At 62.0% G+C, this 24,102-nt stretch carries 24 protein-coding genes and 2 riboswitches; of the genes, 6 read left to right on the top strand and 18 right to left on the bottom strand.

From position 1 onward, the window contains the following. Nucleotides 1-102: 102 nt before the first annotated feature. Together OW521_RS13790 and OW521_RS13795 are read left to right on the top strand one after the other, a co-directional pair. On the top strand, nt 103-501 hold the full coding sequence (locus tag OW521_RS13790; RefSeq protein WP_268020197.1) for a RidA family protein: 399 nt from the start codon (nt 103-105) through the stop codon (nt 499-501). Between the two features lie 45 nt (nt 502-546). Beyond that, nucleotides 547-2,025, top strand: coding sequence for an amino acid permease (locus OW521_RS13795; RefSeq protein ID WP_268020198.1), 1,479 nt, complete (start codon nt 547-549; stop codon nt 2,023-2,025). 107 nt (nt 2,026-2,132) lie between these two features. Here the strand turns inward: OW521_RS13795 and OW521_RS13800 are convergent, their stop codons facing one another. From OW521_RS13800 to OW521_RS13810, 3 genes are all read right to left on the bottom strand, one after another. Then, nucleotides 2,133-3,008 carry a PaaX family transcriptional regulator gene (locus OW521_RS13800; RefSeq protein WP_268020199.1) on the bottom strand — a complete coding sequence of 292 codons (876 nt, stop codon included), beginning with the start codon at nt 3,006-3,008 and terminating at the stop codon, nt 2,133-2,135. 207 nt (nt 3,009-3,215) lie between these two features. Next, nucleotides 3,216-4,400 (bottom strand): Fic family protein, encoded by a 1,185-nt coding sequence (locus OW521_RS13805; protein WP_268020200.1) that lies wholly within the window; start codon nt 4,398-4,400, stop codon nt 3,216-3,218. 102 nt (nt 4,401-4,502) lie between these two features. After that, entirely contained in the window at nt 4,503-7,913 is a 3,411-nt protein-coding gene (locus OW521_RS13810; protein ID WP_268020201.1) for a DEAD/DEAH box helicase, read from the bottom strand. Between the two features lie 166 nt (nt 7,914-8,079). Between OW521_RS13810 and OW521_RS13815 the strand changes: the two genes are divergently transcribed. After that, entirely contained in the window at nt 8,080-8,910 is an 831-nt protein-coding gene (locus OW521_RS13815; protein ID WP_268020202.1) for a DMP19 family protein, read from the top strand. A gap of 147 nt (nt 8,911-9,057) precedes the next feature. Here OW521_RS13815 and OW521_RS13820 read toward each other — a convergent pair whose 3' ends face one another. Further along, a complete protein-coding gene (locus tag OW521_RS13820) occupies nt 9,058-9,609 on the bottom strand; it encodes a COG4315 family predicted lipoprotein (protein WP_268020203.1) in 552 nt (183 codons plus the stop codon). Between the two features lie 155 nt (nt 9,610-9,764). On the opposite strand from OW521_RS13820, the gene OW521_RS13825 reads away from it, so the two are divergent. Together OW521_RS13825 and OW521_RS13830 are read left to right on the top strand one after the other, a co-directional pair. After that, a complete protein-coding gene (locus OW521_RS13825; RefSeq protein WP_268020204.1) occupies nt 9,765-10,265 on the top strand; it encodes a sigma-70 family RNA polymerase sigma factor in 501 nt (166 codons plus the stop codon). Further along, entirely contained in the window at nt 10,262-11,029 is a 768-nt protein-coding gene (locus OW521_RS13830) for an anti-sigma factor (protein WP_268020205.1), read from the top strand. The genes OW521_RS13825 and OW521_RS13830 overlap by 4 nt, the downstream gene beginning before the upstream one ends. Nucleotides 11,030-11,062: 33 nt before the next feature. On the opposite strand, the gene OW521_RS13835 is transcribed toward OW521_RS13830, so the two are convergent. The 3 genes from OW521_RS13835 to OW521_RS13845 form a co-directional block, all read right to left on the bottom strand. Beyond that, a complete protein-coding gene (locus OW521_RS13835; protein ID WP_326494038.1) occupies nt 11,063-11,803 on the bottom strand; it encodes a methylenetetrahydrofolate reductase in 741 nt (246 codons plus the stop codon). An 88-nt stretch (nt 11,804-11,891) separates the two neighbouring features. Beyond that, nucleotides 11,892-12,917 (bottom strand): lipoyl synthase, encoded by a 1,026-nt coding sequence (gene lipA / locus OW521_RS13840; RefSeq protein WP_268020206.1) that lies wholly within the window; start codon nt 12,915-12,917, stop codon nt 11,892-11,894. Nucleotides 12,918-12,966: 49 nt separating this feature from the next. After that, nucleotides 12,967-13,073: riboswitch (glycine riboswitch) on the bottom strand. Nucleotide 13,074: 1 nt separating this feature from the next. Next, nucleotides 13,075-13,173: riboswitch (glycine riboswitch) on the bottom strand. 140 nt (nt 13,174-13,313) lie between these two features. Then, a complete protein-coding gene (locus OW521_RS13845) occupies nt 13,314-13,832 on the bottom strand; it encodes a cupin domain-containing protein (protein ID WP_268020207.1) in 519 nt (172 codons plus the stop codon). A 198-nt stretch (nt 13,833-14,030) separates the two neighbouring features. On the opposite strand from OW521_RS13845, the gene OW521_RS13850 reads away from it, so the two are divergent. After that, entirely contained in the window at nt 14,031-14,576 is a 546-nt protein-coding gene (locus OW521_RS13850; protein WP_268020208.1) for a MarR family winged helix-turn-helix transcriptional regulator, read from the top strand. A gap of 50 nt (nt 14,577-14,626) precedes the next feature. Here the strand turns inward: OW521_RS13850 and OW521_RS13855 are convergent, their stop codons facing one another. The 11 genes from OW521_RS13855 to OW521_RS13905 form a co-directional block, all read right to left on the bottom strand. Beyond that, nucleotides 14,627-15,427, bottom strand: coding sequence for an aspartate dehydrogenase domain-containing protein (locus OW521_RS13855; RefSeq protein ID WP_268020209.1), 801 nt, complete (start codon nt 15,425-15,427; stop codon nt 14,627-14,629). Between the two features lie 153 nt (nt 15,428-15,580). After that, nucleotides 15,581-16,669: a Rieske 2Fe-2S domain-containing protein gene (locus tag OW521_RS13860; RefSeq protein ID WP_268020210.1), complete on the bottom strand. Its 1,089-nt coding sequence runs from the start codon at nt 16,667-16,669 to the stop codon at nt 15,581-15,583. A gap of 3 nt (nt 16,670-16,672) precedes the next feature. Continuing rightward, nucleotides 16,673-16,891 carry a recombinase-like helix-turn-helix domain-containing protein gene (locus tag OW521_RS13865; protein ID WP_268020211.1) on the bottom strand — a complete coding sequence of 73 codons (219 nt, stop codon included), beginning with the start codon at nt 16,889-16,891 and terminating at the stop codon, nt 16,673-16,675. Then, on the bottom strand, nt 16,884-17,498 hold the full coding sequence (locus OW521_RS13870) for an alpha/beta fold hydrolase (protein ID WP_268020212.1): 615 nt from the start codon (nt 17,496-17,498) through the stop codon (nt 16,884-16,886). The genes OW521_RS13865 and OW521_RS13870 overlap by 8 nt, the downstream gene beginning before the upstream one ends. A gap of 16 nt (nt 17,499-17,514) precedes the next feature. Then, the gene (locus OW521_RS13875) at nt 17,515-19,179 is read right to left on the bottom strand and encodes a thiamine pyrophosphate-binding protein (protein ID WP_268020213.1); all 1,665 of its coding nucleotides are present in this window, start codon (nt 19,177-19,179) and stop codon (nt 17,515-17,517) included. A 70-nt stretch (nt 19,180-19,249) separates the two neighbouring features. Continuing rightward, complete coding sequence (locus tag OW521_RS13880) at nt 19,250-20,038, bottom strand: SDR family oxidoreductase (RefSeq protein WP_268020214.1); 789 nt, start codon at nt 20,036-20,038, stop codon at nt 19,250-19,252. Between the two features lie 85 nt (nt 20,039-20,123). After that, nucleotides 20,124-20,867, bottom strand: a complete 744-nt coding sequence (locus OW521_RS13885; RefSeq protein ID WP_268020215.1) for an SDR family oxidoreductase — start codon at nt 20,865-20,867, stop codon at nt 20,124-20,126. Next, the gene (locus OW521_RS13890; RefSeq protein WP_268020216.1) at nt 20,864-21,679 is read right to left on the bottom strand and encodes an alpha/beta fold hydrolase; all 816 of its coding nucleotides are present in this window, start codon (nt 21,677-21,679) and stop codon (nt 20,864-20,866) included. The genes OW521_RS13885 and OW521_RS13890 overlap by 4 nt, the downstream gene beginning before the upstream one ends. Continuing rightward, complete coding sequence (locus OW521_RS13895; RefSeq protein WP_268020217.1) at nt 21,663-22,658, bottom strand: VOC family protein; 996 nt, start codon at nt 22,656-22,658, stop codon at nt 21,663-21,665. Before OW521_RS13895 ends, OW521_RS13890 begins: the two co-directional genes overlap by 17 nt. Nucleotides 22,659-22,685: 27 nt before the next feature. Beyond that, complete coding sequence (locus OW521_RS13900) at nt 22,686-23,720, bottom strand: PDR/VanB family oxidoreductase (RefSeq protein ID WP_268020218.1); 1,035 nt, start codon at nt 23,718-23,720, stop codon at nt 22,686-22,688. A 3-nt stretch (nt 23,721-23,723) separates the two neighbouring features. Next, nucleotides 23,724-24,071: a RidA family protein gene (locus OW521_RS13905; RefSeq protein ID WP_268020219.1), complete on the bottom strand. Its 348-nt coding sequence runs from the start codon at nt 24,069-24,071 to the stop codon at nt 23,724-23,726. Nucleotides 24,072-24,102: the final 31 nt, after the last annotated feature.

A 24,102-nucleotide genomic window follows, 5' to 3' on the forward strand; every position in this document is an offset into this window, starting at 1 on the left:
CTTTTTTACGATCGTCACATATGCTCAATGTAGCACGGCGGGGAATGATCTGCACAGGGTTTTTTCGAACATGCCGCAGCTGCCATCACGAGGAGGAACAACATGAGCCATAAGACCGTCAATCCCGGGTCGCTCCCGAAGCCGTCAGGCTTTGCCCACGGAATGCTCGCGGGAAACACCTTGTTCCTCGGCGGGCAGACGGCCCTGGACAAGGACATGAACATCGTTCCCGGCGGGATCGTAGAACAGTTCACACAGGCTTTTTCCAACGTGCTGACCACCCTGCGCGAGGCCGGCGGATTACCCGAGGACCTGGTCAGTGTGACCATCTACCTCACCGACGTGGACGACTACATGGCCAACGGCCGCGAGATCGGACGAATCTGGCGCGAAATGGCCGGATCCGAGTATCCCGCCATGGCTGGAATCGGCGTCACGCGGCTTTGGCAGAAGGAAGCCCTCATCGAGATCCAAGGCATCGCCGTCATTCCGGGGCGCTAGCCCAGGGCGCAACATTCAAGAAAGTTTCGAGCAAAGGAGACAACGATGTCACAAAGCTTCGACCTGATTAAGAACCGCGAGCGCGGACTCAAACGCGAACTCACCAGTCCCCAGCTGACCATGATCGCGCTGGGCGGCGCGATCGGCACCGGGCTCTTCCTCGGAAGCAAGTTCGCAATATCCTTCGCCGGGCCCAGCGTCTTGCTGAGCTATGCAATCGGTGGCCTGATCGCCGTGATGCTGATGGGCGCGCTGGCTGAGATGACCGTGGCGCATTCGACCACGGGGTCCTTCGGGGCTTTCGCCGAGCACTACATTTCGCCCCTCGCGGGATTCCTGGTGAAGTACCTCTACTGGTCCTGCGTCGTGCTGGCCGTAGGCACTGAGGTCCTCGCGATCGGGGACTACATGAAACTGTGGTTCCCCGGAGTTCCCCCGTTGGTTTGGATCCTGCTGTTTGCCGGGGTTCTCATCGCCGTCAACATGTTCAACGTCAAGGCCTTCGGCACCCTTGAGTACTGGTTCTCCAGCATCAAGGTGTTCGCCATCCTGGGATTCATCCTCCTTGCCGCCATTCTGGTCTTTGGAAAGGGGGAGGCCGGCTACGGCATCCGCAACTACACTGCCGAGGGCGGGTTCTTCCCCAACGGGGTGTCCGGCATGTGGGTTGCCGTGATCGTCGCGATCTTCAGCTATCTCTCGGTGGAGATGATCGCGATTGCTGCGGGTGAAGCGAAGGATCCGGGAACGGCGGTCAAGAAGGCGTTCAAGGTCACCGTATTCCGTCTCTTTCTCTTCTACATCCTGACCCTGGCGCTGATCCTGGCCATTGCGCCCGTCAGCCAGATCCTCGCCGGAAACAGCCCCTTCGTTACCGTCATGCAGGTCATCGGCATTCCGTTCGCAGACTCTGTCATCAACGTCGTGGTGATTGTGGCTGCTCTTTCAGCGATGAATTCGCAGCTCTACATCTCCACCCGCATGATGTTCAGCTTGTCCCGGGCAGGCCAGGCGCCCGCCGTGTTCGGACGGCTCCACAAGAACGGATCCCCGGTCAACGCGCTGATCCTCTGCACAGGTGGAATCGCGGTCGCGGCATGCGTCTACGCCATGAACCCGGACTCGGGCTTCACCTTCATGATGGCGTTGTCGATGTTCGGGGCCATGGCAACGTGGCTCATGATCTTCGTAACCCACTTGGCATTCCGACGCTCAGTGAAGCGTGACGGGACAGCCCTGTCATACAAGCTTCGGCCCTACCCGGCGGCGTCCTGGGGCGGAGCCATCCTCATGGTTGCCATCATGGTCACGACGCTCTTCGTCGAGGCCTTCCGGATGACATTGATCTTCGGGGTCCCGTTCGCCATTTGCATAGTCGTCCTCTACTTCGTCTTGAAGAGGGGCCGCCAGGGCGCCCCTTCGGGAACTGCAGAGTCCGACGTCGCCGGTACCGCAACCGGTGACAAAGGCGCCTCCGCCGGGTCCGTCGTCGTCGGGGCCGGCTCCGACGCGACCGGAACCTGAAAGGGCGGCGCCCTCCTAGGGTAGGGGCGCGCACCCCTTTGGGCGTGGGGAGGACCGGCCGTATTGCGGCCGGTCCTCTCGTGCTCCGTGGACTCGCGCGCTAGGCGCTAAGGCGCCACCAGATCGATGGTGCCGTGGATGAGCTCGTGCGCATAGGCTGCCGCGAGGGGCGCGGCAAGGCGATGAACCGCCTGGAACGTCTCGCGAACCGCCGGGCCGTGCCAATCCTTCGGGAGATATTCCATCGGCAGGTTCGGGTCCCGGTATGGGAAGCGCCGCCACAGCGTCAGCATGGGAATGTAGTAGCGGAAAGCATCCCGGCGCAGCTGGGCCGTCGAGTTGGTCAGGGCGGCCTCGGGATCATCTCCTAGCAGTCCGGCCCAGAGATCTCCGGCCCCTTCGTAGAGATCCAAGAACTCGGCGAATTGCTCGTCGATGGCCTTCAGATCCCACCATGCGGCCACCTTTGGCCGCATGGGGCCCTCAAACAGGTAGTCGCCGCGGAAGAAGTCCACAAACTGGATGAGACCGCGCGAAGCAAGCCGCTCCCGGGCCTGGTCAAGGACTTGGGCCGGCGCTATCCATACCCCCGATGCCACGGACCCAAAACCGAGCCCGGACAGCTCGGAACGCAGTTGGTGCCGGCGGTTCCGCATTGACTCGGGGACGGAGAACACCGCGAGGATCCAGGATTCCAACTGGGGGGAGCGATCGGCGGCGAAGATCCTCCTGTCGCCCTCGCGGAAGACGTCCAGAACGGTGTCGGACAGTTCGTATTTGGCGACGCCGTCCTGGCGGACACTTTTGAGGACACCCTTGGCCTTCAGCCGCGAGACTGAGGATCGGACTCCCGGCGCGTCGTAGCCGAGGTCGCCCAGCATGGAAATCAGTACGGAAACAGGGAGGGCATCGCCTGAACTGCGGCCGTAGAGCCCATAGATGGTGACGATGAGCTGCTGGTGGCGCACCGGAGGAGTGGGCATGTCCATCACGTTTCAGAGCCCCGATTCCATTCCACAATTCTGTCGATGCTTGCCTGCATCACTGGCGGCGCTTCCTTGCCCTCCACGGGTCCCCTTTCGGGGACGTTGTAGTGCTCTGGCCGCGTTCAATTGTATACATCAAGTGACGGCCGTTCGGAACTTGATATGCCGAAGGAGGTGGGCTTGTTTACGTGCGCGCCCAAGGACTCACACGTCGCGTCCAGCCAGGCGACGGTTAAGCCTGTCCACTTCGTCCAAGACTTCGGTCGCTGCCCATGCACGATTCCGTTGAGACTGGGTGATCTGCGTCAGAATCCCGGCGTTGGTCAGCCTGTCCAGGACCCTGTAGATGGATCGCTCTTCGATGCCTGCGATGTATGCGGCGCTGTGTGCTTCGAACACTGGCCGCTCCAAGAGCCAAGGAATGATCTTCTCGTCTGCGGAGCCCTTTCGGGGCCGGGCTGCCTCCATCCATGCGGCCGGGAGGGCGTCGAGGGACGCCACTGACTCACGGGCCGCTTTCGCTGCGCGGAGTGAGGATTTGGCCAAGTACAGCACGAACGGATCTGCGTCGCCATTGCGGTAATTGTTGAGCAAGGAAAAGTAGCTCTCTACGTCCGCAACCATGGCCGAAGCGATTGGTATTACGGTGTTTTTGGTCAGCCCCCGCCGACGGGAGATGGCTCCGATCAGCGCCCGGCCAATACGACCATTGCCGTCGGTGAACGGGTGGATGGATTCGAAATGTGCGTGCGCAATAGCGGCTTGCGCCATGATTGGGACGTCTCGCCGGGCGCAGAACGCCATGAGATCGTCCATGAATCCGGGGACGAGCCCTGCGGGCGGTGGCACATGAATGGCCCCTCGAGGTGAGTAATCGCTTCCGCCGATCCAGTTCTGAACGTCGCGGTACGAACCGGCATGCCTACCGTCCATGGGGTCGTCCTTCATGAGCGTTTTGTGCGCGGCAAGTATGGCCTCCAGCCTGACCTCACCAGTGGTGCCGGCATCGTTGATCATGCTCTGGACGGCTTCAGCGGCAGCCACCATCGAGTTAGCCTGGTCCGTTGCCTTCAGCCCGATCATGGCGCGTGCGTAGTCATTTCGGTTGGCGTCGACGTGCTCGATCTTGGATGAAGAAACCGCCTCGCTGCGAAGGAGAAATCCGCTGACGGCCGTCATGCGGGTGCCGGCTGTTACATCCAAAGATGCGATGGCAACTGCAGCCTCTTCGAGCGCCACGATGGTTTCACGTCCTGGCTCGAACCAGAGATCCGCTATGAGCGGTGGCAGCGACACCTCTACCTCTGTGAACTCCCGATCCTCGCGGGGCGGTCGTCCGGATGACTTCCATGGCACAATCTTGCTTCCGTGCGCGGGCCAAGTAGCCATGTAGCCTCCTGAAAACCGTGAATTAGTGGCTCGTTATTCACATTTTATGGCAAAAAAGTGAGTAATAGCGATCTTGGTCGTCATTTCTCACACGGAGAAGCCCTACTCCGCGAACAGCCCCGCCAGGTCCTCCGCCGTCAGAGCACCGCCGGCCAGGGCATCGCCTTCCATGACATCGGCGAACAGCTGTGACTTCTTGGCCTTGAGCGCCATGACCTTTTCCTCGATGGTGTCCTTTGCCACTAGGCGGTAGACCATTACGTTCCTGGCCTGCCCGATCCTGTGGGTCCGGTCCACGGCTTGTGCCTCGGAGGCCGGGTTCCACCATGGATCCAGCAGGAATACGTAGTCGGCCTCTGTCAGGTTCAGGCCGAACCCGCCGGCTTTCAAGGAAATGAGGAATACGGGCGCTGCGCCGTTCTTGAATTCGCTCACGACGTCGGCCCGGTTCCGGGTGCTGCCGTCGAGGTAGCAGAACTCCGTACCTTCTTCCTCAAGACGCTGGCGGACCTTGCCCAGGAATCCAGTGAACTGGCTGAAAATGAGCGCCCTGTGCCCCTCGGCGACGATGTCCTCAAGCTGCTCGAACAGCACGTCCAGCTTGGACGAGCGCACAGCGGACAGGGATTCATCCACCAGGGAAACGTCCAGGCTCAACTGCCGGAGCAAGGTGAGCGACTGGAAGATCGTGAAGCGGTTCTTGTTGACGTCGTCGATGAGCCCAAGGATCTTCTGCCGCTCACGCTGCAAGTGGGTCTGGTACACCTTTTGGTGCCGTGGGTTGAGGACCACTTCCAGCACTTGCTCCTGCTTGGGCGGCAGGTCCTTGATGACCTGCTCTTTGGTGCGGCGCATCATGAGCGGACGGACCCGACGGCGGAGCTTGGCGAGCTGGGCTTTGTCGCCGTTCTTTTCGACCGGCTTCTGGTAGTACTCCGCGAAGCGGCGCGGGCTGGAAAACAGCCCGGGCGCCACGATGGAGGTCAGCGCCCAGAATTCCATGAGGTTGTTTTCCAGCGGCGTTCCCGTGATGGCCAGCTTGAAAGATGCCGGGAGTTTCCGGGCGCATTGGTAGGCCTTGGACTGGTGGTTCTTCACGAACTGGGCTTCGTCGAGCATGAGCCCGGCCCACGCCTTGGCGGCATAGGCCTCGTAGTCGATCCGGAACAGCGCGTAGGAAGTGATCACGACGTCGGTTCCGGCCATGGCTTCCTGTGGATCCGTGCCGCTCTTGGCGAAGGTCTCTCCGATGGTCTTCATGCTTAGACCAGGCGCGAATCGTTGCACCTCGGCGGCCCAGTTGCCTACCACGCTGGTGGGGGCGACTACCAAGAAGGGAGCACCACCCGAACCCGCCTTGCCGAAGTCGGCGACGCCAACCCCACCGGAAGCAGACGCGGCCTCCTCCTTCGCCGCGCACATCAAGGCGATCGCCTGCACAGTCTTGCCGAGGCCCATGTCGTCGGCCAGGACTCCGCCCAGGCTGTGCCGGTACAGGAAACTCAACCAGTTGAAGCCCTCCAGCTGGTATGGACGGAGCTCAGCGTCAAGCGAGCCCGGCAGCGGTAGCCCGGTCACGCCGTCGTCGAGCAATCCGCCCACGGCCTCGCGCCATGCGGCCGCCTGCTCGTCAACAATCCCTAGCTGCGCGAGCTCATCCCAGAGCCCGGCCTGGAAGCGGCTGATCTGTAGGGTGCCGTGTCGGTCCGGGTTGTCCTGCAAGGACCTGGCCTCGTCGATGAGCGCACGGAGTTGGTGCAGCTCGGGTAGGTCCAGCGAGAAGTAGGCGCCGCTTGGCAGGAGCATGCGGCTCTGGCCCGCGGCGAGGGCGGAAAACACTGCGGCGAAGGACACCGGTTCGCCCTCGAGCGTGATGACGATGCCGAGATCGAACCAGTCGCGGCTGTCCGTCGCCTTGGTCGAAATGGAGACAACGGGGGCCTCGGTGGCTTCGCGGTAGTCGGCGATCTCGCCTGAGGTGTCCACGACGACGTCGGGCAGTTCCCGGAGCCGGGGCAGTACCTCCTCGGTGAAGGCCAGCGTGTCCAGCCCGTCTAGCGCCACCGAGGCCGCCAGCCGCGGGGCTCCCCATCCGCCGCTCGAGGATTCGCCCAGCGCGCCAACCGTGTCCCAAGGCCGGCCTAGGATCTCCAGGATCCGCGCTTCCTCGGCGTCGTCGCGGTAGCCGTGATCGTCCGGGTGCCGCCAGAGGGGCTGGGCAGTCACGAGCTTGCCGGCCTTGTAGTGCCACTCCCAATGCAACCTCACCCGGTGGTCAGCGCCGTAGTTTGCCAGCAGGGACAGCGTGGGCACGGCGAGGACCGGCAACTCCACGGAATGGTCCGCCGCCGTAACCCGGGTGGACTGCTTGAGCTTCGGAAAGAACGCCGTGAGGAATCGTTCTTCGTCCTCGGCCGGGATCTGGAGCCGGGACGCGCCCATGACGAAGTCCAGGAGTTCCTGCGACTCGCCGCCCTCCAGCGGGGCTAACGTGATGAGATTCTCGGGGGCCGAAACGCCGGGCAGATGCCCCTCGCCAGGGCCAGTGAAGAACAAGCCATGCGCCGGGCGGCCGATCAAGCCCAAGGTCGCCGGATCAAGGGCGTTCCCGCCCAAGGTCACCGACGGCGCCAGCTGCAGCCCGTCGTCGGGCCGGCTGAGGTCAAGCCCGACGACGGCGGGCTCCGCGGCAATGCGGACAGGTTCAGCACCGCCGGAGTGGATGAGCGCGACCCCCACTTTTGCGGCTTCGGCCAGAAGGTTCCACAAGTTCTTGCCAGCGAATTCATTGAGCAACATCCACATGCTGGACGTGAGCTGCCGGTAGTCCGTGGTGGAATGCGCCGCAAGGAAGTTCTGCATCCAGTCGATGTGGGCTTCGTTGAATTCGCGCTTGTAGCTGAGGTAGTTCAGGTTGGTCCAGGAGACGTCGCCGCGGATCCACTTGCCCTTGGCTCCCATCATCACCGGGCGCGCCTTGAGCTGGCGCACGCTTCGGAGAGGATCGCGCCGGCCTGTGTAGGAGAAGTGCGGGGCAGGCTCTTCCACCTCGAACGCCAGCGCCAAGGGGAGGCCTTGGCCTTGCGGGGCGGTTCCCGGAGTGGCGATGAGCTTGCTGAGGGCCTGTTCCCACGCCGGCCGCTGCACCGTTCCGCTGGTCTGGGCCGTCTGTCCGAACGCGGGGGCGCTGAGCAGCTGAGCCCTCACGGCAGGATGGTCCTCGGCGGCGAAGAGGAGGGCCGCCACGTGTTTGCAGTCTTTGCGGACGGGGCAACTGCACACCCCTACGGTGCAGCTCCAGCCGCCGGGCTTGCGGACCAGTTTGGCCGACGTCGAATACGCTGATGGGCCACTGCCCCGGACCTTGCCCATCATCAAACCTGTGGCCGAGTCGAAAGTGATGCTGCTGACCCGGCTTCCCATGGCATAGGCGAGGCCGGCCGCCAAGGAGCGGTCGTTAATGGCGGGTGTCTGAATCGCCAGTTCCCAGGAGTCGTCTGAGTGGGAAGGCATTCTTTGGGGCTACTTTCGGCAGGAGGCTATCTATGAATCCTAGTCAGCCGCGAGCGGCGCTGAAACTTTGCCGGACGTTCACCTCGGCCTAGCCTGCCCGACTACCGCCCCCGCGTACGTTGAAAGGGTCCGGAGAGCACAAGCTTCCTAGCAGTGAGGAAATCCCATGACCAGCATTGAGAACCCCGTCATTCTGACGAAGGACAGCATCGAGGCCGCCAACGCAGACGTTGTGGACGCGAACGTCACCGTGGTCAACGAGATGTACGAGGAGCTCCTCAACCATGAGGAAATCGCTACCAACGCGCTGCGCAGCTACTTTGTGGACTACTACCTGACGCAGGCACTGGCCGGCGGCTTCGCCCAGTACGTATTCACCGTCCCGGAGCGCGAAGAGGTGGACACGTTTGTCCGCGAAGGCCTCGAAGCCATGGGCGCCACCGGCCACCTTGAGCTGTTCAACCGCACCGCAGCAGCATTCGACGCCCTGTCCGAGGACGACGCAGAGGCGTACCTGGACGGCGACCTTGACGAGTCGGAAGTGGCAGCGGAAGCCGTGGCCGAACTCGAAGCCCTCGACGGTGAATTCGAATCCCTCCTGGAGACCGAGGACATCATCGAACTCAACGCAGCGTGGCTCCGCAGCCAGGATGGCGTCCTCTACCTGGACGAAGAGCAGCGCAAGGCCCACATCGCCGAGCGCGTCGCCCTCATTCCGAACCTCGAAGAGCGCCAGGCCGAGGCCGCCGAAGCCGAACTCGAAAATGCCCCTGAATTCGAGCTCATCATCCGTGAACTGTGCGACGTCGCCGGCTACGAGCTGGAGAAGATCACCATGGGCGATCCCAACTACGAGCACGACGGCGAGACGATCCTCGCCTGGCACTTCGCCACGGACCACGGCAACTACATCATGATCGAAGAGGACGACGAAGCCTTCATGATCCACCCGGAGACGAAGGAAATCATCGCGGCCGTCGAGTTCGAAGACGCCTAAAAACGCTCGCTCACCTTTAGGGCTTTTGAGGCAAACGCTCGCTCACCTTTGAGCCTTCCAAGGCAAACGCTCCTTCAGATCTGCCGGCCTGGCCGGACAGATCTGAAGGAGCGTTTGTTGTTTGGTGCTCAAAGGTGAGCGAGGGTTTCAGTAGCCCGTGCCGCCACCCTTGACCATGTCACCGGACGGGCTGACCAGGTACCAGACGCTGTTCACGCCCTGGCCCTTCACGTCACCGGCGGCCTTGTCCTGCCCGAAGTAGTAAATGGGCATTCCGTTGATGGTGATCTGCATCTTTCCGTCTGCCGTGGGGATGGTGCCGAGGGTTCCACTCACGTCCTCAGCCGTCGGCTTGCTCGACGTCGTTGTCACGGCTGGCCACGAGGTGGCGCAGCCTCCGGTGCAGGCGCTCTTGCCCGAATCTTTGACGTCCTTGGTGAAGAAGTACACGCTCCTGCCGTTGGCGCCCACCACAATCTTGCCGGCGCTCGACGTTGCAACCTCCAGGTCATAAGCCTCAGCAGAAGCGCTCGACGACGGTGCCGGACTCGTCGCCGTCGGGCTCGGCGCCGCGGCGCTTGAGCTCGCCGGGCTTGATGAAGTTGTAGAAGTTGTAGAAGTGCCCGGGCTGCCTCCGCAGGCACTAAGGACAATGGCCAGTGCGAGGACGCCCAGACCGGTGCCAAGTTGCTTCTTCATGGTGTGCTCCTTTGCTTGGACCGGCCGTTGGCGTGCCGGAAACTAACCCGTACGACGACGTGAGGTGAAGAATGGTTCACAGGGCTGAACCTTTTTCGTGTCAGGCACGTCGTATCGCTGGAGAAGGGGAAGCCGACAGGAGACAGGAGGCGCCGATGCCGCTCGACGAGGACGTCGTGGCCGCGATCTACCGCGACCACGGCACAGCCCTGCGCCGCTTCGTGCTGAGCTGCACGCCGGACGCACATCTGGCTGACGATGTGGTGCAGGAAACCATCCTTCGGGTTTGGCAGCACGCGCCTCAGATCACCGGGAGCCTCCGCAGCTATTTGTTCCGCACTGCCCGCAACGTCATCATCGATAATTATCGGAAGGCCCAGCGGCGGCCCGCCGAGGCCGCCGAACGCGACATGGCGGACCCGGGGGAAGCCACCGAACGCGTTGACGAGCTCCTCAACCGGGTCCTCATGGAAGAAGCCCTCCTGCGGCTTAGCACTGAGCACCGGGAGGTCCTGATAGCTCTGCATTACGAACGGTTCACGGTGAACGAGGCCGCGCTGAGGCTCAACATCCCCAGCGGAACCGTGAAATCCCGGGCCTTTTACGCCGTCAGGGCGCTTCGCACGATTCTGGACGAAATGGGGGTGCAGCGGTGAACGAAACAGGACTTCACCAATTGCTGGGCGCCTACCTGCTTGGCGGCTTGGAGGCTGACGAGGCACGGGCCTTTGAGGAGCACCTGGAATTCTGCGCTGATTGCCGACGCGAGCTTGGCGAGCTGGAAAGCCTTCCGGCCCTTCTCGACGCCGTCCCCGTGCCCGACGCCGTCGCGCTCGCCGCCGGGCGCCCCGCCGTCGAGCGCCCTGCCGTCGAGCGCCCTGCCGCTGGGCAATCCGCTGCGCCTTTCACGGTCGGACGCCCCGCCGTCGAACCCACTTCCGACGCTCGCTCACTTTTGCGGACCTTTTCGGAAACGCTCCCGCAGCCGATCCTCCTGAAAATGGCAGCGCGGCGGCGGAAGTCCCGACGCCGGTGGACGGCTCTGGTGAGTGCCGTGGCCGCCGCTTGCCTCGGGTTGGGAGTCCTCGCCGGGCCGCTGCTGAACCAGCCGCCCAAGCCTGACGCCAGCTACTCGGTGCAGACGGACAACGGCCTGCAACTCACAGTGGGGCTCGTCAAGAAGTCGTGGGGGACCGAGCTGCAACTGGAAGGCCGTAGCATGCCGCTGCAGGGCACCATGTACCTGTGGGTCAAGGGCCGCGACGGCAACGAGGAATTGGCGTGCGGTTGGACCGCGACGTCCAGCGGACGCATCAAGGTGACGGGCGCGACGCCGGTCCAGCTCGCCGGGATCTCGGGCGTGGAACTGCGGGACGACGCCCAGAAGACGGTCGCGGTGATTTCGGTCCCGGGGAGCTAGGGGTCCCCGGAACCAGTTAAGGCCGCCCGCCGGCTACGCGGAGGCTGGTTCGTTGGCCGCAGGATCGGGCAGGTCCATTGGTTCCCACGTGGGCCTGTCCAGCCTGTTGAAGCTGTAGAGATGGATTCCCGCGACGCTGTCCGCGTGGGCCATGAGTTCGGAGACGAGGCTCTCCGGTGAGTACCTGTCGCCGCTCAAGAGCCGGCGGGCGAGAGTTCCCTTGCTGCTGAGGAACTTCAGGGACGTCCCGACGCCGATCTGGGTTGCCAGGGCCAGCAGCTTGGTCCGGGGAACCGCCCCGGCCACTCCGGCCCACACCGGCAGTTCCACCCCTTCGCGACGCAGGAGCGCTGTGTAATCCCGGACCTTGGGTGAGGAGAAGCACATCTGTGTGACAACGTGCGTGGCCAGATGCTGTTTCGCCAACAGGGCATCCAAGAGGTCCAGCCCGCCCACGGAAGGATGACCTTCAGGGTAGCCGGCGATGCCCGCCGAAATCCTGCCGCCGGAGTATTCGGCGATATCCTCCACGAGGTGAAGGCACGATTCGTAGGGGCCAGCACCTCGCGGTCCGTCTCCACCAACGGCGAAGACCTCGGTGATCCCCGCACCTTCGCAGTCCCGGAGGATGCCGGAAAGCTGCCCCGGTCCTCCAGCCCGCGTGCCGAGAGATGCGGAATCACGTTGTAGCCGAGGAGGCTGAGCTTCAGGGAAGCCTCCATGGTTCGCGTAATGCCGTGATGGGGCAAGCAGGTAACGGTGAGTGTTGTGGATACAGGCACCGTCGCCTGGACCTTCTCGACGATTCCGTCCGAGGGAATGATTTCAATCCGGGTGGGGAACATGCTGGGGTCCTTACGGATCAGGCCGTCGCGTGGTGTGCGAGGAGGGTGCTGGCTTCCTGGCGGGTGGTGCCGGAGTCCTGGATGCCGTCGGCGATGTGGGCCAGGTGGGTGGGGATGTCGCGGCCTTTTTTGCGCATCGCGGTGGCCCAGAGGCGTCCGGCGCGGTAGGAGGAGCGGACCAGGGGTCCGGACATGACGCCGAGGAAGCCGATGTCCTCGGCTTCGGCGGCGAGCTCGACGAATTCCTGGGGTTTGACCCAGCGGTCCACGGGCAGGTGCCGTTCGGAGGGGCGCAGGTACTGGGTGATGGTGATCAGGTCGCAGCCCGCGGCGTGCAGGTCGGTAAGGGCTTCGGAGATTTCGGCCCGGGTTTCGCCCATGCCCAGGATCAGGTTGGATTTGGTGACCATGCCGGCGTCCCGGCCCTGGGTGATGACGTCCAGGGAGCGGTCGTAGCGGAACGCGGGGCGGATGCGCTTGAAGATCCGGGGCACGGTCTCGACGTTGTGCGCGAAGACCTCGGGGGCGGAGTCGCAGATCGCGCTGATGTGTTCGGGTTTGCCGGAGAAGTCCGGGATGAGCAGTTCCACCCCGGTGCCGGGGTTCAGTTCGTGGATCTTGCGGACGGTTTCGGCGTAGAGCCAGACGCCCTCGTCGGCGAGGTCGTCCCGGGCGACGCCGGTGACGGTGGCGTAGCGCAGGGCCATGGCCTGGACGGAGCGGGCGACCTTGGTGGGTTCGAACATGTCCACGGGGGAGGGTTTGCCGGTGTCGATCTGGCAGAAGTCGCAGCGGCGGGTGCATTCGGAGCCGCCGATCAGGAAGGTTGCTTCCTTGTCTTCCCAGCACTCGAAGATGTTCGGGCAGCCGGCTTCCTCGCAGACGGTGTGCAGGCCTTCCTTTTTCACGAGGTTCTTCAGGCCCACGAATTCCGGGCCCATCTGGACCTTGGCCTTGATCCACTCGGGCTTGCGTTCGACCGGGACGGCTTTGTTGCGCTGTTCAACGCGCAGCAGCTTACGGCCTTCAGGTACCAGGGTCATGAGGAACTCCATAATTCAGGTGGCGCGGACGCGCCACGATGATTCGGTTCCTCCCCGCTCTGTATTGGACCTGAGAGTTTCCGCGCCACCCCGCCTTCGCGGCTGGACGCTTGCACCGTCGGTGAGTCCGGTTGCCCGGGCTGCTTTCCAGAGTTGCCTTGCCGCGGCGGTACATGGGCCTGAGAGATTCCTGGGGAGGATTTGCTCCTACGGCGCCTGCTAAAACGTACCGGCAGGGCTCTCCCGCCGCAGATCATAAGCACGTGCCACCTTTCGGTGACACGTCTCACATGGTATCCGGTGCCCGGACGGTGCGCAAAGAGTCGGCTGTTCAACCGGAACTCCGGATGCGCGGGTACGGCTCAAACTTGTACCCGCGCTTCTCGGAGAACATTTTTAGCGAGTGACTCCGTGCATCTCGGAGGTCGGCGGGTAGAAGGGAATCTCCGGCTTTTTCGCACCGATGATTACGCAGATCAGCGCATCATCTTCGCTGACGGTGCGAAGGCTCCGGGGAACGCCTGCAGGAACGCGAATCAGGTCGCGGTAGCCCAAAACACGACTGGCCGTCTTTGTACCGTCCTCGACATCGTGGACGCTGAACTCCACCTGCCCCTCGAGGACAAAGAACACCTCTTCGACGTCAGGGTGAGTGTGCTCCGGTCCTACGCACCCGGCCGGCAGAACCATGTTAGAGAACGTGAAGTGCTCGGCCTGGAGGATGTTGTTATCGTCCGAGTGGTCCCCGGTAGCCCCGGAGCCGATGTAACGGACCTGGCCACGCCGGAATTTGTCTCCCATTTTTGTCTGGAATTTCAGAGTGTCAAAGTCAACAACACGGCTCTCACGGGACGCGATAGACGAATCGATGAGCTCTTCGAGATCTGTTGTCGGTGCACTTACGGTTTCACTCATTGTTAAACCTCTCTGACTGGGGCGATGTAAACCAAAAATTGGCAGCAAAGCTCAGGAGTGACTCCCTCAACTCTAACTATCTCAACACTAAGGTAAATTGAACTAAGTAACAAGACCTTGAGTGGAACTAGACTGAGTTAATTGATTGCTGAAAAGCTCAATGTTTAGATGCATCACCTACATCCAAAGGACGGGTCCATGCCTGACGATTCAACTGAAGCCGACGCCATTGACCGCATTCTGGCGGATTGGCTGCGTGAACGGCCGGACTTGGATGCGAGCTCAATTGGCGTCCTCGGGCGGCTCTTGCGGCTGGCCAATCAGGTCCGCGCTGTCGAAAGTTCCTACTTTGATGCGTACGGTCTGACACTTGCGTCCTTCGACGTCCTGGCCAATCTGCGCCGCTCCGGGCCACCGCACCGGAAGACGGCCGGCGAGCTCGCGACCTCCTCCATGCTCACGACCGGTGGTATTACTTTCCGGTTGGACAGGATGGAGGAGCAGAACCTCATCGAGAGAGTTCGGACCCGCGAAGACCGTCGGGTTGTGTACGCCCAGCTGACCGCACATGGTAAGGCTGTTATCGATGAGGCATTCGGAAAGCATTTAGACAAGCAACGTCAAATGTTGAGCGGTCTGACACCATCGGAGCTCGATCAACTCGCAGCGCTGTTAAAGAAGGCGGAGGCATCGGTGGTCGCTTTTGATGTCAATGCGATGGAAGCGGTTGGCCGAGGCTCCTGAAACGCTTACTGCCCGATGCGGGAGGCTGTAGTTCGAGGCGGTTCCTGCACTCATATCAACCCACCCCGGCCACCGATAATGGAGTCCAGAGATCGTAGTACGGCGAACGGTACTACACCGCTTGTCCTCGGATTGTCCTCAGAAGGCTTGTTGCGGATTTCGAACCGGTATTCCCCCATGTTTCCAGAAGCTTCGATGACGTGGCTGGTCAGTTCCGCCGCGGGGTCTGCCCTTACTCTGACCGTCACAGCGTCCCAGTTGTTAACAGCGATGGCAACGGCGGCGCCAGCGTTTAGGGACTTGGGGAATAACAGCGCGGCCTCAGCGGCCGATCCTTTATAAATGTCCAGTGGGCCACGAGCATTGCGTATCTCCTCAACCAAAGCCTCGTTCATCCAGGGCTGGACAAGGGAGTCCGGCAGTTTCGTCGTCGTAATCGTGACTCTGTCATAGCCTGCCGCCCGGGCGCCTGAGGACAAAAGGTCGAGGCCGCCAACTGCGCCAGATGTCAGGAAGAGCCGCCCGGGCCCGGCGGCGTTGAGCTGCTTTGAGAATTCTCTATCCGCCAGGGCACCAACCGACGTCACGAGCAGGTCAACACCCGCGCGGAGGACAAACTCGGCGTGTTCGACGAGTGCTTCCTGACCTGCACATTCAACCAGCAAGTCGCAGCATTCCAGAGCCTCCGTCAGGGTGAGCTGCTTCACCGGGGCACTGCTTAGCAGGCTCCGGGAGATGACCCCTTCCAAGACAGCCCCTGCGACCCGTCCCTTGGTAATCCCAGCAACGACGGGTACTCCGATGGCGCCGTAACCGATAACTCCGACTCGGCAGGTGCGTGCTGACTTCATAATGTCCTTCAAGTCTTGATAGTAGGCAGTTAGTTCCGCTCGCACTCTGAACTACCGGTGCTTTCACGCGCTCTACAGCGCCTTAGCGGGAGAGGAGGTTGGCGGCCCCCGAAAGTCGGATTGCCAATTACATTCCGACTTTCGGAGGCTCTATTAAAGGCCTTCCCCTCTGAGGACGGCGGCCTGCTTTTCAGCGTCGGCTTCGTATACACGCCTGATCCGTGCGACGCCGAGATCGTGCTGATAGAGGTGTTCGTCTTTGTCAGCGTCGGCGGCGAGAGCTTCGAGGACTTCTCGGTCCTGTTCCAAGACTGCCCAGTGTTTTTCTTCAAGGGTCGTCTTGTACATGAACCGCCAGACGTCGCGCTCCCAGTCGGAGACGGTGCGGGTGCGCCAATGGAAAATTGCCGAGTTGTTTGCATCAATGGGAGTGGCCATGCCGACGATGCCAAAAGTCCCGCCGGGTCCTGCGGACTCGGCATAGGGGATTTCCAGATCGACGTAGTCCATGGCTTCGCGGCAGTACTCGACCCAGTCGAAGTTCACGCCGCGCTGGTCCGTCTTCTCAAAGAAGAAGCCACGGTCGGTTTCGCGGATGCGGAAGCGGGCGCTGGTGTCTCCGCCGAACATTGAGTGTGAGTCGCGGTGAAGGAAAGCGCCGTGCATCGGATCCAGGACGTTGTCCATGTAGAAACGCCAGGGCCCCTTCCATTCCGCGAAGTTCGAGAACCAGGAAATTTCCGGATTGGCCAAGCGGTCCGGCAGCTTGAACTCCGTTACCTCGGAATCAGTTGTCAGTGGCATGAACGCAAAGATGGTATCGGCTGCTTCTGCAACTGCCAGCGACGTCGTGACGGTTCGGCCTTCGAGGGCACATCCGGGCATGCCAGGAACGGAAATTACCGTACCGTTTCCATCGACCTGTACTCCGTGATATTTGCAGGCCACGCGGTCTCCGAGGTGCTGACCGACCGAGAGGGGGGCACTGCGGTGGGGGCAGCGGTCCTCGAGCATACGAATACGTCCGGTGGCGTCGCGGAACAGCAGCCAGTCCACGCCCAGGCGCTTGACCTTGACCATGTCCCCAACGCCGACGAAACGGGAGGGGTAGACGGGGTACCAGCGGTCCCGCAAGCCCATCACTGCCAGTTCCTTGGCATCGACTTCGTGGCGGACGCCGACGACGTTCTTTGTCTTGCTCTTGCCGCCGGTGGGGCGTGCGGTTTGTGTTGTAGTTGTCATTTCTTATTCTCCCAATCGTCGCATTTCGGCGCGGAAACGGGCTTCGTCCCACGGGCTGCCATCCGGAGCATTTAGACCGAGGCCGTTCAAACCTGCAACCACTCGCGGCAGATCTTTTGTGCCGCCAGCGAAGATCTCGCTGAGTGCCCCGGCGAGTTTCTTCTCGTAGGGAGTCACACGCCCGGTGCGGGCCTGATTCGGTTCTAGGTATTGTTCAGTCACGGAAATCCTCCTCCGATTCGGCGAAGGTGTGCAGGCCTTCGGCGATGTTCATGAATGATGTGGCCCACTCGTTGAAAGAGTCAGCCCTTGTTCGGTGTGCGGGGACGGCGGTATTTTCGATAATGACGAAGACCCCATTGTCGATGCCGCCGGCAATGCTCTGGGGCTTGGCGATGTCGGTGTCTGCCTGCGGCGCGGCGGCGATAACCAGCGATGGGGCTTGAACGAGCTGGAGCGAATGGGCATATCCCTCGATGGAGGTGTCAACCTCCGGGTCACCGAGAATCATGCTTTTGACCAGCTCGGGATAACGGCCGGCGAGCACGATCGTGCCGTAGACGGTACGGCCGGAAGCCACTAGGTGCACCGGGGTGACCCCGCCGTCCCGCAGCGCTGCGGCAGCAGCTGTGACCCATCCTTCAAGCTGGTCTTCTGGGGCGGTGGCACCCAGATCGTTGCCATCCAAGGTTTGGGCATCGTAGGCGGCCACCTGCCGTGTGTACCATTCCCCGGCTCCGGAGCCGTTGTGGAGACAGACGACCCGGTGCCGGATCTGCCGTGTGTCCGCTTGTGGACTGTCCAGAGTCGGTGGTTCTGTGTGTGCCATTTTTCCTCTTCGTCCTTTAGTGGTTCCGGCTGGGGATATGCACCGGCAGCACAAACGCTCCCGGGGCTGGGTCCAGGGCCGTGACGTCAATTTCGATTACCGCCGGTCCTCGGACTGCCAGCGCTTCCTCCAGCGCCTGGTCGAACTGTCCGGAACCACGGACCCGCCAGAACGGCAGGTGAAGTGATTGGGCCAACAGATCGAAGTCCGGTGTGTGAAGGTTCACGCCGGCTTCGGCGAAGCCGTTGGCCTTTTGCATGTTCCGAAGGACTCCGTAGCCGCTGTCATTGAAGACCAGGGCTACGCACCAGGCACCCGAACCTGCTAGGGAGGCGAGCTCACCGAGGTGGACCGCCAGTCCGCCGTCGCCGACGATCACCGCTGTGGGGATCCCGGGCCGGGCGCAGGCGGCGCCGATGCCCATGGCGAGTCCCTGACCGATCCCGCCGCCGAGCGGGAAAATGTTCGTTTCCCGAGAGTAGATTTCCAGCAGGCGGTTGCCCCATTGGCTGGAGGGGATCGTCACGTCCCGGGCGATCACCGATTCGCGGTCAAGCCGCCGGCGAAGGCTTTCGCAGATCTCGGCATACCCGCCGATGTATTCGGTCAGGGCGGCACGGACGTTCCGGCGCGTCGCGCGCACCCGCTCGGTCCAGCCCGTCTCGACGCAGGGGGCGGAGAGTTTCCTGACGATCTGCTCGAGCAGGATTCGGGAATCCCCCTCCAGCCCGACATCAGCCGGGTAGACACGGCCGATGGCGGCAGGATCAATGTCAAGCTGGATGTGCGTGCTGGGCAGTGCCATAGAGTAGTGCTTCGTTTCGTTGGAACGGAAATGCGTTCCAACACTCAGCAGCACGTCCGCGTCTTCGAGGAGTGCCAGCGCCTCGGGCGTGGTTGCGAAGTTTCCGATTACCTGATCGTCGTCTTCGGGCACCACGCCTCTGCCTGAATTGCTGGTCAGCAACCCGGCCCCGAGGCGGTGCAGCAGCTCTGCGAGAGCCGTACCGGCACCTGCGGCCCCGCCACCTGCCCAGATGAGGGGCCTCTTGGCCTGCGAGAGCAGTTCAACGGCTTCGGCCACGGCTTCATGGTCGATGGAGACTTCAGGCCGGCTGGGTGGGTCCGCTGGTCGCTGGTCCTCTGGCAGGGCCAGGTACTGAAGGTCAATGGGCCATTCCAGGCTGGACGGAGTATGCGGGACGGACAGCAGGTGCGCAATAGCTTCCTCCAGGTCCGCTTCGGCATCTTTGGCGTTGAAAATGGTCCGTGCGTAGCCCGATACTGCCTGAAGCATTTGCAGCTGGCGTGGGACCTCATGGATCACTCCCCGGTTGCTTCCGAGGAATTCACTGTCAATCTGGCCGGTGATGTGTAGCACGCGGCTGCCTGCAGTCAGTGCCTCCACCATCGACCCGGCAGCGTTGCCGGCACCTGTCCCGGTGCTGGTCAGGGCTACTCCGAACTTGCCCGAAGCGCGCGCGTAAGCATCCGCCGCATTCACGGCCGCAGCTTCATGGCGGACGGCGACGAAGTTAAGTTCCCGGTCCACGGCCTCGATCAGGGGAAGATTGTGGATGCTGATCACCCCGAAAGCGGTGTCAACGCCGTGCCTGCGCATGACCCGGACGAGGATGTCACCGCCGGTAGGGTTTTGGGGTATTTTCGTTCCTTGTTCCATGGATATGACTCATCTCTTTCGTAGATCAAGGCTGGGCAGGCGATTCAATGTGAGCCAGATGGCAGGCGCCTTACACATAGCGGCCAACACCGCCGCCGACATCGATCGTGGCTCCTGTTGTATAGCCGCTTAGCGGGGATAGAAGGGTGAGAATGTGGAAGGCGACTTCCTCAGCTGTGCCGAAGCGGCCCAGTTTTACCCCCCGGTCTTTGGTGATCTCGGCGCTCCAGTCCGCGAAGTCCAGCCCGCTGCCTGATTGCTCGAATCGGCGGCGCCACTGGCCGGTGTCGATCAATCCGAGCAGCACTGAGTTGACCCGGGTACCGTCCGCGGCGAGGTCTTCAGACAGTGAGTGGCTCAGGTTCAACAACCCGGCACGCGCGGCTGAAGTAGCGGCCAGGCGCAGCTCAGGCTGGCGGGACAGGATGGCATTGACGTTAACCACTGAGCCGTGCGGTGACGCTGCCAGGGCAGCCCGCGCCGAGCGCACTATGTTCAACACCCCGAAAATCTTGAGGTCGAATTCTTCGCGGAACTGTTCGTCAGCCGTCTCATCCAACGTGGCCATAAGGGAACGGCCGGCATTGCACACCAGCCCGTCAACAGCCCCGAAGTTCTCCAAGGCCCCGGCAACAAATGCGTCGGTGGCTTTGCGGTCGGTGACGTCGCAGCTAGCCAGGTAGATCGAGTCCCGATCAGTCCAGACACACTGATCGAAAGCTGCCGCGAGGCGCCCGGCATCCCGGGCGCAAGCAGCTACTTTGGCGCCTTCTGCGAGCAGGTAACGGGCGGTAGCCAGCCCGACCCCGGAACTCGCTCCGGTCACAATGACGGTGCGGTCCATTAATTGCAGATCCATCTGTTGGTCTCCTTGATCATCAGCCGGAGCCCGGCATCGTGGGTAGTTTTGGGAATGGGGGATGTTTCAGCCGGTGATGACCGTCTTAATGCCCCATGACAAAGCCGCCATCCACCACGATGTTCTGACCGGTGATGAACGCCGCAGCGTCCGAGAGCAGAAACTGGACAACCCCTGAGATATCCTCGGGCACCTGGTCCCTTTCCAGCACCCTGTTCTCCCCGTAAAGCCGGTAGCGGGAGGACGGCACGGATTCGGTTGCCTCGACCCTGATCAGGCCCGGCGAGACAGCATTTACACGGACCCCGGCTGCTCCCGCATCACGGGCCATGGTCCGGGTCATCGCCAAGACGGCTCCTTTGGAGCCGACATAGTGGACCAGACGCGGCGAGCCATACAGCGCGGCGTCGGAAGCGACGTTCACGATGGCCCCTGCCTGCTTTTGTGCCAGCTGCGGATAGAAGTGCTTGCTCACCAGCCATGTACCGAAGGCGTTCACACTCATGACCCGCTGGAAGAAATCTTCTTCAAGGTCCCAGAAGGTGTCACCGCCAACCCCGTCAGCAAGAGCCGCATTGTTGACAAGACCATCTGCCCCGCCCAGTTTCCGGACGGCATCGGCTAAGGCGGCAACGGAGGCCTTGTCCGCAATATCGGTAATGATTGCCGTAGCATCGAAGCCGCGTTCCCGCAGCGTGACTGCTGCATGTTCTGCGATCTCGGCGTTTTTCTCAGCAATTACGATGCGATCACCTCCGGCTGCCAGCCGTTCAGCGATACTGAACCCCAGTCCGCGTCCAGAGCCGGTGATTACTATCAACCGTGTCATGAAAGCCTCTTCCAAAACTCTAGAATCGATGACGCCATCTCTGCGGGCTTCTCCTGCACTGCGGCATGGCCAGCGCGGGAAACGATTTTGAAAGAAGCGTCTGTTATGGATTCAGCGAGGATCCGAGATTCAGCCACGCCGGTAACTACATCGTCTTCGCCGACCAGGACCAGCGACGGTACCTGCAGAGACGGCAGCACATCCGATGTGTCGGTGGCTGCCATCATGGTTGCCGCGGCCGTGTAACCAGGAAGCCGGACCGCGGCCATTTCGGACCTGACCGCCGCGGCCGTGACAGCATCCGCTGAGGGCGAGAGAAGCCGGGGAGCCCGTCGGCCGGCAAAGGCTTCTGGCCCCAATTCGGCTAGTTCCGGGATGCGCGCCAACATCCTGTCCGCCGAATCCCCGGTAACAGCCGAACCCCTGGTGCTGTCCGCTAGAACCAGAGAGCGGACAGCATCCGGTGCTTGTGCTGCCGCTTTAGTGGCGATAACTCCTCCCCACGAGGTCCCGATCAGGTGGGCGGGTCCGACGGCGAGGGAAGCCAAAATCTGCAAGACGAGCCCGGAGTGGTCCACCGGTCCCCGCGGATCCGTAGATTCCCCGTAGCCGGGCGCATCCCAGCAGAACGTGCGGTAACCGGCCTCACTGAGCAGTTGCGCCAACGCCCCGCAAGACGAGGCATTTCCCCCGATGCCATGCAGCAGGAAGACAGGCGCTCCTTCACCGCGGACCACCAGCGATACGTTGTGGAGGGAAATACGGCTGTCCAGGTTTCCGGTGGTGGTAGCTACCTCAGTGGGCAACTGCATGGCTTGCTGCATTTACCGAGGGGACGGTGAAGTAATCGGCGCTACCCGGAACAACCAGCGAGCGGTAGCCGTCATCGGGGATTCCGGCCATAGCGGTGCGAACATTTACGGTGGGCGGCCCGGCGGTTCCCCATTGGTCCGACAGCTCGGGAGTCCGCTTCCAGGTACGGCACAGCCAGCTGTCTTCATCAACCTGCGCCACTTCAGAGGTGTACTCACAAACAAGGCCTGCGGGATCGGTGAAGTAGGAGAAGGTGTTATCCCCGGGACCGTGGCGGCCCGGACCCCACTGGGGGGCAATACCGTGGGTTTTGAGTGACCCGATGCCGCGCATGAAATGGTCGATACTCTGCATTTCGTAGGCCACGTGGTTGACCGCTGTCCAGGGGGCCTGATTGAAAGCGATGACATGGTGCTCTGAATTGCACCGAAGAAATGACATCTGATGCTCGGACCAGTCCGAGACCCGCATCCCCAAAACTTGGGTGTAGAACGCCGTAGCCCGGTCAATGTCAATAGTGTTCAGCACGACGTGGGCGATCTTGCGTGGGATGGCCCGCCGCCCCGCAGGCTCTTGGTTGAGGACGGCGTGAACATCAGCGGAAAGTTCAACAAGTCTTCCCTCAGGGTCAACCAGCTGCAGGCCGTAACCGCCCGCAGCGTCGTCCAATGGTCCTGGCTCGCGGAAGAGGGGAATCCCCAGAGCGGTGAGCTTAACTGCGGCCTGGTCCACCTCGTGGGGCGTAGCGAGGGCGAAGGCCACGCCGCCGAGAGCATTCTGCTGGCCCTTTTCCAGCTTCAGAATGTGGTGCTCCGAGCCGGTCCCACGGAGCCAGAAACGGTCACTGTCTTCGTCAACGGTGGAAAGGCCCCAGACCTCGTGATAGAAATCCTTGGCACGCGCCGTTTCCGGTACCTTCAAGGACACTGACCGAAGAGACCGCAATTTACACACAGGCTCTGCTGCAAAGAAATTCATGGGGCTACCTTCTTACTTTTCTAGGGTTTAGAGGTCAAGGATCAGTTCGGCCGAACGGCAACGCGAGACGCACACGAACATGGACTTGTTTGCGGCCTGCTCAGCCTGGCTGAGGAGAAAATCACGGTGTTCCACGTCGCCGCTGATGACACGGGTTTCGCACGTACCGCAGATTCCCTCCGCACATGAGCTGGGAACGTCTATGCCGGCGTTGTTGAGAGCATCAAGGACAGATTCATCAGGCCTCACAGGGATGCGTTGGCCGCTGCTGTTGCACACCACGTCAAACGCTGATTCGTTTTCCCTCGCGACGACGGCCTTCTCCGGTGCCTTGAACCGCTCGATCCGGAGCTGGGCTTCGTCCTGCATGGCCCCGGCAACAGCCCTCAACAGTGGTTCCGGACCGCAGGCGTAAACCAGCGCATCGGGGCTGAGGGTTCCGACCGCCGCGGCCAGGTCAGGGTAACTGCCGTTGGCCTCGTCATCAGCGTGGATGGTAATCCGGTCTCGAGGAAGGGCCACGATCTCAGACAGAAAGGCCATAGTGGCGCGGGACCGGCCGGTGTAGAGCAGCGACCAGTCCGCCCCTGCCGCCTGAAGCTCCCGCGCCATGGAGATGATCGGTGTGATGCCGATCCCGCCAGCGACCAGTACGTAGCGTCCAGCATCTTCCAACGCGAAGTTATTGCGCGGGCCTTCGACCTTGAGCAAAGACCCTACCGGCAGGCCATCGTGGACCAACTGGCTGCCGCCGCGTGAATCAGGCGTCCGCAGGACAGCCACTGTCCAGCTGGTCGGATCCAGCGGATTCGAGCACAGCGAATACTCGCGTATCAGCCCGTTGGGCAGATGAAGACTCAGGTGCGAACCTGGCTTCCATTGGGGCAATCTCGCCCCGGAGGGATCAGCGAACGTGACACTGGTGACCCCGTCTGCTTCCCAGGTCTTCTGCTGTACCCTCAGGGTCCGTGCGGATGGCTCCTCGTTGACGGCCCGGTCACTGTTGGCAACTGGCCGGGATGATTCTTCCGCTCCCCGTGCGTCCAAAGTGGCGATAGTCATTGTTCACTCCTCGCCCCGGTGCGCTATGGCTTCAATTTCAACCGTCGCACCGTACGGCAGAGCAGTAACCTCTACGAAGGTCCGGGCTGGCCGGGGCTCACTGAAGAGCCGTTCATAGTGGCTGTTGGCCTCTTCCCGCAAGGTCAGGTCCGTGACGAAGTAGGTGGTTTTGACGATGTCCTGCAGGGACATGCCGATGGTTCCCAGCCGCTCCGAGAGCCTGGTTGCAGCGGCCTCAATGGCTTCGAGACGGCCACTGACGGGCTTGTAGTTTTCATCAACGGACAACGCCCCGGATACAAAGCCGAAACCTCCGGCCTGGTATGCCGGGCTATACGGGTGAGCACTCACTGACTTGCCTTTCATCGGGGATGGATCGATA

Source organism: Arthrobacter sp. MMS18-M83, assembly GCF_026683955.1.
Lineage (GTDB): Bacteria > Actinomycetota > Actinomycetes > Actinomycetales > Micrococcaceae > Arthrobacter.